At 70.4% G+C, this 12,747-nt stretch carries 14 protein-coding genes; 5 read left to right on the forward strand and 9 right to left on the reverse strand.

Annotated features, from left to right (window positions below; translation table 11 throughout):
• Window positions 1-257: 257 nt before the first annotated feature.
• Together nhaA and ACIRON_RS14200 are read right to left on the reverse strand one after the other, a co-directional pair.
• Window positions 258-2,141 (reverse strand): Na+/H+ antiporter NhaA, encoded by a 1,884-nt coding sequence (gene nhaA / locus ACIRON_RS14195; protein WP_402992921.1) that lies wholly within the window; start codon window positions 2,139-2,141, stop codon window positions 258-260.
• A gap of 58 nt (window positions 2,142-2,199) precedes the next feature.
• Entirely contained in the window at window positions 2,200-3,588 is a 1,389-nt protein-coding gene (locus ACIRON_RS14200; protein WP_402992922.1) for a hypothetical protein, read from the reverse strand.
• Window positions 3,589-3,941: 353 nt separating this feature from the next.
• On the opposite strand from ACIRON_RS14200, the gene ACIRON_RS14205 reads away from it, so the two are divergent.
• Both ACIRON_RS14205 and ACIRON_RS14210 read left to right on the forward strand, forming a co-directional pair.
• Window positions 3,942-4,655, forward strand: coding sequence for a TetR/AcrR family transcriptional regulator (locus tag ACIRON_RS14205; RefSeq protein ID WP_402992923.1), 714 nt, complete (start codon window positions 3,942-3,944; stop codon window positions 4,653-4,655).
• A gap of 63 nt (window positions 4,656-4,718) precedes the next feature.
• Complete coding sequence (locus ACIRON_RS14210; RefSeq protein ID WP_402992924.1) at window positions 4,719-5,135, forward strand: VOC family protein; 417 nt, start codon at window positions 4,719-4,721, stop codon at window positions 5,133-5,135.
• Here ACIRON_RS14210 and ACIRON_RS14215 read toward each other — a convergent pair.
• The 7 genes from ACIRON_RS14215 to ACIRON_RS14245 all read right to left on the reverse strand — a co-directional run bounded on the left by ACIRON_RS14215 (window position 5,124) and on the right by ACIRON_RS14245 (window position 10,132).
• Window positions 5,124-5,999, reverse strand: coding sequence for an NAD(P)-dependent oxidoreductase (locus tag ACIRON_RS14215; protein WP_402992925.1), 876 nt, complete (start codon window positions 5,997-5,999; stop codon window positions 5,124-5,126). The genes ACIRON_RS14210 and ACIRON_RS14215 overlap by 12 nt on opposite strands.
• Window positions 6,000-6,088: 89 nt before the next feature.
• Window positions 6,089-6,829, reverse strand: a complete 741-nt coding sequence (locus ACIRON_RS14220; protein ID WP_402992926.1) for an SDR family NAD(P)-dependent oxidoreductase — start codon at window positions 6,827-6,829, stop codon at window positions 6,089-6,091.
• A gap of 106 nt (window positions 6,830-6,935) precedes the next feature.
• A complete protein-coding gene (locus ACIRON_RS14225; RefSeq protein WP_402992927.1) occupies window positions 6,936-7,853 on the reverse strand; it encodes a LysR family transcriptional regulator in 918 nt (305 codons plus the stop codon).
• Between the two features lie 63 nt (window positions 7,854-7,916).
• Window positions 7,917-8,078: a hypothetical protein gene (locus ACIRON_RS14230; protein ID WP_402992928.1), complete on the reverse strand. Its 162-nt coding sequence runs from the start codon at window positions 8,076-8,078 to the stop codon at window positions 7,917-7,919.
• A gap of 10 nt (window positions 8,079-8,088) precedes the next feature.
• Window positions 8,089-8,310, reverse strand: coding sequence for a hypothetical protein (locus tag ACIRON_RS14235; protein ID WP_402992929.1), 222 nt, complete (start codon window positions 8,308-8,310; stop codon window positions 8,089-8,091).
• Between the two features lie 85 nt (window positions 8,311-8,395).
• Window positions 8,396-9,214 (reverse strand): sulfurtransferase, encoded by an 819-nt coding sequence (locus ACIRON_RS14240; RefSeq protein WP_402992930.1) that lies wholly within the window; start codon window positions 9,212-9,214, stop codon window positions 8,396-8,398.
• A 24-nt stretch (window positions 9,215-9,238) separates the two neighbouring features.
• Window positions 9,239-10,132: a LysR family transcriptional regulator gene (locus ACIRON_RS14245; protein WP_402992931.1), complete on the reverse strand. Its 894-nt coding sequence runs from the start codon at window positions 10,130-10,132 to the stop codon at window positions 9,239-9,241.
• A gap of 93 nt (window positions 10,133-10,225) precedes the next feature.
• On the opposite strand from ACIRON_RS14245, the gene ACIRON_RS14250 reads away from it, so the two are divergent.
• The 3 genes from ACIRON_RS14250 to ACIRON_RS14260 all read left to right on the forward strand — a co-directional run bounded on the left by ACIRON_RS14250 (window position 10,226) and on the right by ACIRON_RS14260 (window position 12,744).
• Complete coding sequence (locus tag ACIRON_RS14250) at window positions 10,226-10,921, forward strand: type 1 glutamine amidotransferase domain-containing protein (RefSeq protein ID WP_402992932.1); 696 nt, start codon at window positions 10,226-10,228, stop codon at window positions 10,919-10,921.
• A gap of 250 nt (window positions 10,922-11,171) precedes the next feature.
• Window positions 11,172-11,921 (forward strand): MlaE family ABC transporter permease, encoded by a 750-nt coding sequence (locus ACIRON_RS14255; RefSeq protein ID WP_402993233.1) that lies wholly within the window; start codon window positions 11,172-11,174, stop codon window positions 11,919-11,921.
• A 1-nt stretch (window position 11,922) separates the two neighbouring features.
• Window positions 11,923-12,744 (forward strand): MlaE family ABC transporter permease, encoded by an 822-nt coding sequence (locus ACIRON_RS14260; protein ID WP_402992933.1) that lies wholly within the window; start codon window positions 11,923-11,925, stop codon window positions 12,742-12,744.
• Window positions 12,745-12,747: the final 3 nt, after the last annotated feature.

The following is a 12,747-nucleotide window of genomic DNA, read 5'->3' on the forward strand; positions in this document are numbered from 1 at the left end:
AGCCAGCCAAATCTTTTCTCGATCTGGTCCGGAGTCCAGGACCGCCGAAGGCGGCCGGCGAAGCCGGCGGGCCGAAGGCCCGTCCTTGACGCCGGCCCAGATCGAGAACACCCTCAAAGCAAGGGTCGGCGGCCCACAGTGCCAAGAAGAACCAGTTCCCAACGGACTGAAAAGCCCGACCAGACGCGAAAGCGACCGTGTTGGTCTCGACACGCTCGCTGGCGCTCGCGGCTCGACCAGCGAGATGGAGCAGAACGTCAGCGGCGCGAGCGGATCCCGAGCCGAGCAGTCTCCCCGGTAGCAGAACGCTCGAGCGCGGCGATGAGAGTGCGGGCGTCGTAGCGACCCTCATGACGGTGCGTACCGACGAAGAACGTAGGGGTGCCGCGGGCGCCGCTGTCGTTGGCCGAGGCCATGTCCTCGCGGACGTGCTCGGCCAGGTCCGGGTCCTCGAGGTCGCGGAGGAACTGTTCGACGTCGAGCCCGAGGGCTCCGGCGTACCCGGCCAGGTCCTGGTGCTCGAGCTCGTTCTGGTGGTCGAAGAGGTGCTTGTGCATCTCCCAGAACCGACCTTGCCGTCCCGCGGCCTCGGCGGCGACCGCGGCCAGTTCGGCGTGCGGGTGCTGGGGGAGGGGCAGATGGCGTACGACGTAGCGGATCCGTGGCCCGAAGTAGTCGCGGACCTCGTTGGCGGTGCCGGTGGCGCGGGCGCAGAAGGGGCACTCGTAGTCGAGGTACTCGACCAGGGTGATCTCGGCGTCCTCGGCCCCGTAGATGTGGTCGCGCTCCGGGTCGACCGGAGTCGAGAGCACCTTCGGCAGCGCCGCGTCGCGCTGGCCGAGGAAGCGCGCGGAGAGCTGGAAGATCACCCAGCCCAGCGCGGAGGCGAGCACCACGGAGAGGAGTACGCCGACGATCGCGTCGCGCCGCAGCGTCTCGGAGTCGAAGGCGAGGGTGGTGATCAGCAGTGCGACGGTGAAGCCGATCCCCGACAGCGCCGCGCCGCCGAGAACATGGCCGCCGCCGACGCCCTGGGGCAGCTGCCCGAGCCGTAGCCGCGTGGCCACGAGCGCGCCGCCGCCGATCCCTAGCGTCTTGCCGAGGACCAGGCCGGCCACGACGCCCCAGGTCACCGGCGAGCTCAGCGCCTCCCCGAGCACGCCGTCGCGCAGGTCGACGCCCGCGTTGGCGAGCGCGAAGACCGGCACGATGAAATAGCTCGTCGGTACGTGCAGCGTCTCCTGGAGCCGTTCGTTGACCGAGATCGTGCGGGTCAGCTCGTCGCGGGTCTCCCGCTGCAGCGTGGGCAGCGGCGACTGCCGGAACGCCCGGAACCGCGAGGTCGCGACCTCCATCTGGGCCCGGGTCGGCTCCGCCGCCGGCACCAGCAGACCGGCCAGCATCCCGGCGATCGAGGCATGCAGACCGGCGCCGAGGGTGGCCACCCAGGCGATCAGGACGAGCAGTACGTAGGGCCCGGCCCGCCACACCTTCACCCGGTCGAGCACGAAGATCCCGACCAGGGCCAGCCCGGCCACCACCAGCGGCCCGATCTCGAGCTGCTCGGTGTAGGCGACGCCGATCACGCTGACCGCGACGATGTCGTCGATGACGGTCAGCGTGAGCAGGAAGATCCGCAGCTGGGTGGAGACCGCAGGCCCGACCAGCGCGAGCATGCCGAGCAGGAACGCGGTGTCGGTGCCGATCACGATGCCCCACCCGCGCGCGGCCTCGCCGGAGGGGTTCAGCAGCAGGTAGATCATCGCCGGCAGGAGCAGGCCGCCCGCGCCGGCGATCAGCGGGACCACCATGCGGCGACGGTCGGTGAGCTCGCCGACGGCGAGTTCGCGGCGTACCTCCAGGCCGACGACGAAGAAGAAGACCACCATCAGGCCGTCGTTGACCCAGTGGTGCAGGCTCATCGAGAGGCCGACGTCGCCGAACCGGACCGAGACCACCGTCTCCCACAGGTGCTCGTAGCCGTGCGACCACGGCGAGTTGGCCCAGGCCAGCGCCAGCAGCGAGGCGATGACCAGCAGCGTGGCGCTGGTCGACTCCAGATGCATGAAGTGGCGCAGCCTGGTGCCGAGCTGCCCGGTCAGGTCTTCGTCACGCCGGGACTTCGTCTGCTGCTTCGCCACGGGACCAGCCTAGGCCGCGCTCGGGTCTCCACGTGTGAATGTCCGCGTGAGAGTCACCTCAGCGACGCACGGCGACCAGCCCGGAGAGCGTGCCCTGGAGCAGGGTGCCGTCGGGGAGGATCGTGCCGACCATCTGCAGGGTGTTGGCCAGCGGCCCGAGGCCGAGGAAGGTCTCGGAGAGGATCTCGCCGTCGGCCGGGTCGATCCGGGCCAGGCGCCAGGTCAGGCCGCTGCCGCGGCGGGTGACGGTGTAGAGGACGTCCTCGCCGCGGGAGAGCCGGGGGACCGCGGCCGAGGGCACCTCGTTGCGCCAGACCGACGTGCAGGTGCCGGCGCGCTCGTCGACGTCGATGCGCTCCATGCCGCCGGCGAAGTCGGCCTTCGACGGCACGGACTCGCCCGCGTCCTCGGTCGCCTGCGCGGGGTAGGGGTAGCCGTAGGTGCTGGCGATGTAGACGGAGTCTCCCCAGGCCACCGGGGAGTTCTCGGTGCCGCTGCTCTCCTCGGTGAGGATCGGCAGCCGGCAGACCTCCCGTCCGTCGCGCGCCCGGTAGACGAGGAGGTTCTCGCGCGGAGAGGCGTTGTCGGTGATCACCACGAACTCGGCCCCCGTGCGCTCCCCGAAGAACGTCGGCGTCGACCCGCTGCCGTGGCTGAGCTGTCCCGGCTTGCGGGCTTCCCCGCGGTCATAGGCCTGACGCCAGACGGTCCGCACCCCGTCGCCTTCGGCGCGCAGGAGGTACGTCGCGTGGTCGGTCGTCACCGCGACCCCGCTGGGGGCGCTGGAGATGGAGTTGGCGACCTTCTCCTCGTCGGTGCCGAGACTCGCGGTGACGACGTCGCCGTCGGGGGTGACGTACCCGGCGCGGCCCTGGGCGGTCGCGAACCAGATGTTGGCGTCGTAACCCGGTCCGACGGTCGTGACCGCGTCGCCCTCGGGCAGGGTCAGCGGCACCTCGCGCTCCACGTCGATCGACCAGCCGAGGCCCGACCTGGAGTGCGCCAGCCAGAGCAGGGAGCCGGAACCGTCGACGGTGACGAGTCGCGACTCGTCGTCGATGTAGGCATAGACACCACCGAGGAGCGAGCCGGCGGAGAGATGGCGCCGGGCGACGGGGAGGAGCGTGGTGGGGTCGAGGAGGTAGAGGCTGGGCGCCCGGTCGATGTACTCGGTGCACAGCGCCTGCACCATCCCGTCGGCTCCGCTGAGGATCGTCGGGCACACCGCGGGCAGCGGCACCGGCTGCGCGGGGGAGGGGTCGGCGCCGGGGCCCTCGAACGGCGTCGTGTCGGAGGCCCCCGCGTCGCCGTGCATGTTCCAGGTGCCGTCCGGTCCGGCGTACGGATTCGGCGGCATGGCCGCGCCCGCCGCAGGACCGGCCGTGGGGCCGGCCACGAGGGCGACGAGGGCCAGGAGGACGGTGGCAGGCGCGGTCCGGCGGATCATGCTGAGGATCTAAGCATGAGTAAGTCGAGCGGATCGCTCGAAGATCATGTGGTGGTCGCCACAGGCGTTACACGAATGTCCAACAGATGCGTGACCTGTCACCCACATCGTCGTTAGCCACTCTGACGGTGGGTAACAGCCGGATGACAGCGCCGAACCAAGTGCGCGGCCCGGTGCCTGCCGTGCATGGGGGCTTCCGGTGTATGTGTCCGGGTGTTGACGGACGCAATCACACACATCGTGGGCATAGCCCGATCGAACTATGTCCTATAGGTCTTTTGGCTCATATTTTGTAGAGGATAAAGTCCTTTCAAGTCTTCCTTGAAAGTCTGGATGGGAGTTAGATGGGCAACATGACAACTAGGCGTTCTCGGCCCGGCCGCCCTAGGCATGTTCCCGATTCAGGTACGACCTCACCGCGCGACCAGATCCTGGATGCCGCATCGCGGCTCTTCGTCTCCCAGGGTTTCGCGGCGACGTCTACCCGCGAGATCGCCGACATGGTCGGAATCCGCCAGGCATCCCTCTACTACCACTTCGCGGGGAAGGACGAGATCCTCGGCGAGCTGCTCCGCCGGTCGGTCCGCCCGACCACGGACAAGGTCGAGAAGATCCTCGACCGGGTGCCGCCGCTCGACTACGAGACCGCGCTCTACCTGCTGGTCCTCGTCGACGTACGCACCCTCGCCGACGTTCCGCACAACGTCGGCATGCTCTACCAGCTCCCCGACGTGGCCAAGTGCGAGGTCTACGACGAGTTCCGCAACGAGCACGCGGAGCTGGCCGGGCACTACGCCCACCTGGCCGGTGAGATCGCCTCGAAGACGGTGAGCTCGACGGTCAGCCGCAAGCAGCTGGGTGACCTGCTCATCCAGCAGGTCGAGGGCGTGATCAACATGCGCACCGAGGACCCGAGCCGTCGGATCCCGTGCCGCGAGGCCTGGGCGATCGCCGCCACCTGCCTGCGGATCTGCGACGTGCCGCAGGAGAAGATCGACGCCGCCGCGCCCATCGCCATCGAGCTGCTCCCGCAGTTCATCGACGAGAAGGTCGTCGAGCCCGCCTGACCCCGCCTGCGTGAGCGTCATAACCCGGTGGACTCGGGTGCGCGGGTAGGTTTCGATGTGGGCATGACCCTCTTCGTCTCGCACACCACCATCGACTGCCACGACGCGTACGCGCTCTCGGAATGGTGGAAAGCCCTGCTCGGCTACGTCGACGTGGAGGGTGACCCGAACCTCCCCGGTCACGAGGAGTGCATGATCCTCGATCCGGAGACCGGCCACCGGCTGCTGTTCATCGAGGTGTCCGACGAGGAGCTGCCCGCCAAGCGGATCCATCTCGATCTGCGCCCGCGCACCGGCACCCGCGACGAGGAGGTCGAGCGGCTCCTCGAGCTCGGCGCGATCCAGATCGCCGACCATCGCGGGAAGTACGGCCCCGGGACCGGCTGGGTGATCTTCGCCGATCCCGAGGGCAACCAGCTCTGCGTGCTGCGCTCCGAGGCGGAGGTCGCCGCGCACGAGGCGCAGACCTCAGGGGCGTAGCAGCTCATACATGCTGGAGAACCCCTGGTCGCCGTGACCCTGGGCGATCCGGCGGTCCATCAGCGCCTTCACCTCCCGCATCCGTACGGCCTCGACACCGGTCGACTCCCGGTGCCCGATCAGATCGTCCATGAGCGCGGCCTGCACGTCGAGGTCGCCGAGGTCGGGGCCGTACGTCCCGTCCTTGATCGCGCCGGCCATCAGCTGCAACAGCCCGGCATAGCCGTTCAGCGACCCGGCCAGCCGCTCGGTGAACGCCTCCAGGTCCATGCCCTCGGCCTCGACCAGGCTGAGGGTGTGCAGGTATCCGATCAGGAACTCGTACCCCATCGCGACCTGGGCGTTGAACTCGACAGCGGCATATCCCGCGTCCGGGCCGTGGTAGAGGACCGAGCCGAGCTCCTGCAGCGCCGGCCGGGCCGTCTCGTACGCCTCGCGGTTCCCGCTGAAGGCCAGCGAGATCCTGGGCGTGCCGACGTCGGGCGGGTCGCCCATCACCTTCCCGTCGACGTACGCGGCCCCGTGCCCGGCGGCCCAGGCGTCGTTGGCACGCGCCTGGGCCGGGGACCCGCTGGTCAGGCTGACCAGGATCCGGCCCGCGGCCGCCTCGCCGACCGAATCCAGCACGTCCTCGACGGCGGTGTTGTCCAGCAGGCTCAGGATCGTCATCGGGCTGGCCGTCACCGCCTTCGCGGCGGTCGAGGCGACCATGGCACCGGCGTCGGCGAGCGTCTCGGCCTTGTCGGCGGTCCTGTTCCAGACGGTGGTCCGATAGCCGCGCTCGAGGTAGGCCCGGGCGAGCGCCGATCCCATGTTTCCCATCCCGATCACGGTGATGGCGGGTCGGTGGTCGAGTTCCGTCATGGTGCAGCTCCATCTCTCGTCGGTGTGTCTTCATGGTCGAAGATCAACTCGACTTGAGGTCAAGGGAGAGGGACGGGTCATCGGTGCCATCACCATCCGATCGGGCCGAGGCGGTCGACGAAGACACCGGTGGGGCCGTCGGGGTCGAGGGTGGCGAGCCGGACGATCGAGTCGGTGCCCTCGGTGACCGTCAGCTGACCGGTGTGGTGGTTCATGTCGGTCGCGGCGAAGGTGCGGTTCGCGACCTCACCGGGCGTGGCGACGTTGAACTTGATCTCCGGCAGCGCGTGGGCGTAGCGAAGCGTGATCATGTTGAGCGCGGCCTTGGAGGAGCTGTACGCCAGCTCGTGCATCGTCGCGACCGGCTGGTCCGGGTCGGTGATCACGCTGAAGGAGCCGCCCCCGCTGGAGACCATCACCACGCGCGGGTTGCCCGACCTGCCGAGCATCGGCAGGAACGCCTGGGTGACCCGCACGGGTCCGTACACGTTGGTGTCGTAGACGGAGTGGAGCTCCTCGGCGGTCGCCTCGCTCGGCGTGACCGCCCGGCCCGGCGCGCCGGCGTTGTTGATCAGGACGTCGAGGATGTCCGTGTGGCCCAGGACCGTCTGCACCGCCTTCTCGACCGAGTCGTCCGAGGTGACGTCGAGCGGGACCAGGACGACATCGGCCCCGCCCTCCCACAGCCGGTCGACCGCGGCCCGGCCGCGGACCGGGTCGCGGGAGCCGAGGAAGACCTTCCAGCCGAGGTCGCCGAGGCGCCTCGCCGCCTCCAGGCCGAGTCCCTTGTTCGCACCGGTGATGAGTACCGAGGTCTGGTCGTGACGCATGTCGAGCCCCTGTTCGAAAGTGATCCGTCCCGCGCTCGTCGGCGGGTGGGATCATCGTCCGGGTACGGCCCGGGGCGCATCAACGGCGAAGGCGGCAACGCAGCGATCAGCTGGGCTTATCGATCGGGTCCTGTCCGAACCGGCGCGGGCCAAGCGAGGCGGCCACGTCGACGAAAGCCCGTGCGCGACGGCTCAGCGAACCGGTGCGCCAGGCCAGGACCCACTCGGTCGTGGGCGCGTCGTGGACCGGCAGCAGGACGACCCCGGGGTGCGAGCCGTGCTGGCGGGCATGCTCGTTGAGCGGGCTGACGCACTCGCGGGCGGCCACCCGGGTCAGCACCTCGTGGAAGGTGGCCACGGCGGGGCCGCGCAGGATCGGCCGGCCACCTGGGGTGACGCGCGGCAGCAGCGCCTGGATCCAGGTCTCCGGCGTCGGCGGCGCCGGGTCGACGACGACCCGTCCGCCGAAGTCCTCCATCGACACCGACTCCCGCTCGGCGAGCTCGTGGCCGGCCCAGACCGCGAGGACCCGGCCTTCGGTGAGCACGACCGGACCCTCGGTGAGGTCGGGCTCGTGCACGGGCTTCCAGACCAGGATGAGGTCGACACCGCCGTCGCGCAGCGCGGTGAACGGATCGCTGAACACGATCTCGTGCATCGATACGCTCGCCTCCGGGTAACGGGCGACGAAAGCGTCGATCACGTTGCGGATCTCGATCCCGACGATCCCCAGGACGCCGAGCCGGAGCACCCCGGCGACTCCGCGCACCGAGTCGGCCGCGCGGGTCAGTCCCTGCTGGATGGCGTCGTACGCCGGGCGCAGGTCATCACGCAGCCGCTCGCCCAGCGGCGTCAGTGTCACCGTCCGGCTCGTCCGCGCGAACAGGGCGCCACCGATCCGGCGCTCCTGGGCCTTGATCACCTGGCTCACCCGGGCCTGCGAGACGTGCAGGCGCTCGGCGGTGCGGCCGAAGTGCAGCTCGTCGGCGAGGGCCAAGAAGATCTCGATCTCCCGCAGCTCCACGTGTCGTCCTTCGGTCATCGGATGGGGACCCGCCGGGCTCGACGGGCCCGCCGATGATAGTCGTCAGCGCTCCGAGGAGGACCCGGTCGCCTCGGTGAGGTCGGCGTCGTTGGCCGCGATCGCGCCGGCGAAGGCGCCGGCGCCGAGTGCGAGTGCTGCGACGCCGAGCGGCCTGCGACGTGTGATCGGTGTCGACGGCGGTGGGGCGTCGGGGTCCTCGGACACGGCTCTGCGATCAGCCGATCGAGACGAGGTCGTGGCTGAGGAAGGCGTGCTGGAGGGTGCCGTCGGCACTCGCCCACTCGACCTCCGCCGTGGTGGCGGAGTCGCCGGCCTCGTACGAGAGGACGGCGGTGGTGAGGGCGGACAGGTCGGCCGAGCCGGCGCCGAGCGGCATCAGGGTCGGGGTGGCGCCGGGGGAGATGGTCAGGGCGAACGTGTCGAGGTGGTCGGGCATCGAAGCTCCTCTGGGTGTCGGTGCACCCCAGCCTCGTCCGGCCACCTGTGAGCGAGCCATGACCCGCATCGCGCGGGCCTGTGGGTCAGCCGGTGGCGACCGGGAGGTCGTGGTTGCTCCACTGGCTCCACGAGCCGGGGAAGAGCGCGGCGTCGTGGCCGGCGATCGCCAACGCGGCGATCTGGTGGGCGGCGGTGACGCCGGAGCCGCAGTAGGTGGTGACGGGGGAGTCCGCCTCGACGCCGAGCGCCGCGAAGCGGGCCCTGAGCTCCTCGGCGGGCAGGAAGCGGCCGTCGGGGCCCAGGTTGTCGGCCGTCGGGGCGGAGACCGCACCCGGGATGTGCCCCGCCTTCGGGTCGACGGGCTCGACCTCGCCGCGGTAGCGCTCGGCGGCGCGGGCGTCGAGCAGCAGACCCTGGTAGGCCTCGACCTGCTCGAACGGCAGCACGGGCAGGTGGCCCGGGGTGAGCGTCACCGTGCCGGGCGCGGGCACGACGTCGTCGGTGGCCAGCGGGTGCCCGGCGGAGGTCCAGGCGCCGAGGGCGCCGTCGAGGAGGAGTACGTCGGCGACGCCCGCCCAGCGAAGCAGCCACCAGGCGCGGGCGGCGGAGGTGTTCCCGACGGCGTCGTAGGCGACCACGGTGTCACCTGCGGAGATGCCCCAGCGGCGGGCGGCGGCCTGGAGCTCCGCGAGCTCGGGGAGCGGGTGGCGGCCGTCGGTCGGCGCGCCGTGGCGGGCCAGCTCGGTGTCGAGGTCGACGTAGACGGCGCCGGGAAGGTGGCCCTCGAGGTAGGACTCGTGTCCGGGAGGGCCACCGAGCTGCCAGCGTACGTCGAGGAGGACCGGGGGCTGGTCGGAGGCGAGCGCGGTCGCGAGCTCGTCGGCGCTGATGAGTACGTTCACGGGTGAAGTCTTTCAGGAGAGCGGTCAGGTGCTGGCCCATCCGGCGGACTCGGCGCTCAGGTGTCGGCAGACCTGGGTCACGGCCGGCGGGACGCCGGGGCCGGTGACGAGCCAGAGCGTGTTGAGCGGCCCGAGCCTGGGTTCGTGGAGGCGTACGACGGTGCCGTCGGTGAGCGCGCCGTCGACGAGGTAGCGGGGCAGCACCGAGGCGCCGATGCCGGCCACGACCGCGCGGAGGATGCCGCGCAGGTCGGGGAGTACGAGCGCCGTGCGGTTGGTGGGGCGCTCGTCGAACTCGGTGAGCCAGTAGCGCCGGATCATCGGGAGGTCGGGGGAGTAGGCCGCCAGGGGGACGGCGGCGAGCGCGTGTACCGGGTCCTGCTCCAGCTCGGCGGGATCGACCTGGGCAGCGATCGCCGGAGCCGCCACGAGGAGGAACTCCTCGTCGACGAGCACCGTCGACCGCAGCCCGGCGTCGTCGGGGCGTATCGAGGAGACCACCAGGTCGAGCCGGCCGTCGGCGAGGCCGTCGAGGAGGTCCTGCGCCAGGCCGGTGGTCACCGCGACGTCGAGACCGTCGCGGATCAGCGGGGCGAGGGCCGGCACGATCCGGGTGGTCATCACATCAGCCGCGCCGCCGATCCGGATGCTCCCGGGGCCGATCGCGGGCTCGGTGCCGACGGCGCCGCGGAGCTGGTCGACCAGCGGGGTGATCCGGGCGGCGAGGGCGTCGGCCCGGCCGGTCGGCACCAGCCCGCTGCGAGAGCGCTCGAACAGGGTCGCACCGAGCTCATGCTCGAGCTTGCGGATCCGGGCGGTCACCGCGGGCTGGGTGAGGTCGAGGCGGCGGGCGGCGCCGCTGATCGACCGCTCCCGGTGGGCGTGCGCGAAGGCTTCCCAGAGATCCAGCGAGGTCATAGAAATAACTATGGCAGAGCAGGAGGTCGCGGGAGTGAACCGAGAGATCCTCGTCGTTAGGTCATCACCAAACCAAACCAGGAGGAAACACCCGTGACACGCGTACTGATGGTCGTCTCCGCGGCCGACACCCTCGTCCTCGCCGACGGCACCGAGCACCCGACCGGCTACTGGGCCGAGGAGGTCGCCGCCTCCCACGAGACGCTCTCCGGAGCCGGCGTCGAGATCGACATCGCCACCCCGGACGGCAAGGCGCCGACCGTGGACGCGCTCTCGCTCAGCGAGCAGGGCGGCGTCCAGCCCGAGGACGCCGAGCGCTTCCGCGCCTACCTCGCGACCCTCGAGGACCAGCTCGCCAAGCCGCTCGCGCTCGCCGACATCGACCCGTCGACCTACGACGCCGTCTACATCCCCGGCGGCCACGCCCCGATGACGGACCTGGTCGAGGACCCCGCGCTCGCCGCACTCCTGACCGCCACCGACGGCGCCGGCCGGCCGGTCGTGGCACTCTGCCACGGTGTCGCCGGTCTCCTCGCCGCCACCGGCGAGCGTGGTTGGCTCTTCGGCGGCCGCCGGATGACCGGGTTCACCGACACCGAGGAGCAGCAGGGCGGCTACGGCGACAGCATCCCGTTCTCGGTCGAGCAGCGGATGCGCGCCGCCGGCGGGATCGTCGAGACCGGTGAGCCGTGGAGCGACACCGTCGTTGTCGACGGCACCCTGATCACCGGCCAGAACCCGCAGTCCAGCGTCTCGACCGCGAAGGCGCTCCTGGAGCGGCTCGCCTGACCGGACGGATCGGAGGAGGGGCCCGGTGACCCGGAGGTCGCCGGGCCTCCTGCTGTCCAGGGCGGCCGACACGTTCTCCGGCGGGCCAGCCATTCGTGTGAATCGCGATTTACTTATGGCTCTCGACGGATCGAAGTGACGTGCGTTACTTTCATGCACATCTCTCGTTGTCAGTTTGCCGACAAGCACCCGTCCCCCAACGCAGGAGGCCCTCGTGAGCCTGCAGCCCTCGGTCTCCGTCACGCGCGTGATGGTGCCGGTCGGAGCCTATTTCGCGTTCGCGTGGGACGTCCTGTGCGAGCTGTTCCGCGGCCGCTTCGCGACGCGGGAGTTCTTCGACCAGGCCTGGTTCGCCGTGCGCGTCTCGCTCCTGCCCACGGCCGTGATCACAGTGCCTTTCGGGGCGGTTCTCTCGCTTCACATCGGGTCGCTCTTCGCCCAGCTCGGAGCGCAGTCGTTCACCGGCTCGGTCGCGGTCCTCGGGATCGTGCAGCAGGCGGCGCCGGTGGTCACGGTGCTCGTGGTGGCCGGGGCCGCGGGCACGGCCGTCGCCGCGGACCTGGGCGCACGCACGATCCGCGAGGAGATCGACGCGATGGAGGTGCTGGGCATCAACACCGTCCGCCGGCTGGTCGTGCCGCGCGTGGTCGCGCTCGCGGTCGTGGCCACGCTCCTCAACGCGGTCGCGACGACGGTCGGGGTCGGCGGCGGCTACGCGTTCAACGTGCTCGTCCAGGGCGGGTCACCGGGGGCGTACATCCACTCGTTCACCACCCTCTCCCAGCTCGCCGACCTGTGGATCGGGGAGCTCAAGGCGTTCGTCTTCGGGCTGATCACGGGCACGGTCGCCTGTTATCAGGGGATCAACGCGAAGTCCGGGCCGCAGGGCGTCGGTGACGGGGTCAACCAGTCGGTGGTGGTCTCGTTCGTGCTGCTCTTCATCGTCAACGCCGCGATGACGCTGCTCTACTACCAGATCGTCCCGCCGAAGGGGATGTGAGATGACCAGACGAGCAGTCACCTCCGGCGTCGAGGCCTTCGCCGGCCTGGGGGACCAGGTGGTCTTCTACGGGCGAGCGCTCGCCGGCGTACCGGTGACCCTGCTGCGCCACCGCAAGGAGGTGCTGCGTCAGCTCGCCGAGGTGAGCTTCGGCCGCGGCGCGCTCGTCCTGGTCGCCGGCACGGTCGGCATCATCATCTTCGAGGTGCTCGCGGTCGGCAGCGTCGTCGGGCTGGTGGGCTACCAGGGGCTGAAGCAGGTCGGGATCCAGCCGTACGTCGGCTTCCTCTCCGCCTACTTCAACACCCGCGAGGTGGCGCCGCTGGTCGCCGCCAACGCCCTGGTCGCCACGGTCGGCGCCGGGTTCACCGCCCAGCTGGGCGCGATGCGGATCAGCGAGGAGATCGACGCCATCGAGGTGATGGCGATCCACTCGGTCCGCTATCTGGTGAGCACCCGGATCATCGCCGCGCTGCTCGCCGTGATCCCGCTCTACCTGATCGGGCTGATGGGGACCTACGCGGCCACCCAGGCCGTCTCGGTGCACTACTACGAGCTCACCGTCGGCACCTACGACCACTACTTCGACCTGTTCCTGCCGCCGATCGACATCCTCTACTCCTTCGGCAAGGTCATCGTCTTCACGATCGTCATGACGCTGATCTGCTGCTTCTACGGCTTCCACGCGACCGGCGGCCCCGCCGGGGTCGGGGTCGCGGTCGGGCGCGCGGTCCGGCTCTCGCTGGTGATGATCGTGGTGACCGACTTCTTCCTCAGCCTCGCGCTGTGGGGCTCGACCACCACCGTCCGGATCGCGGGGTGAGCT

The organism is Nocardioides sp. NPDC101246 (assembly GCF_044767415.1).
Taxonomy (GTDB): Bacteria; Actinomycetota; Actinomycetes; order Propionibacteriales; family Nocardioidaceae; genus Nocardioides.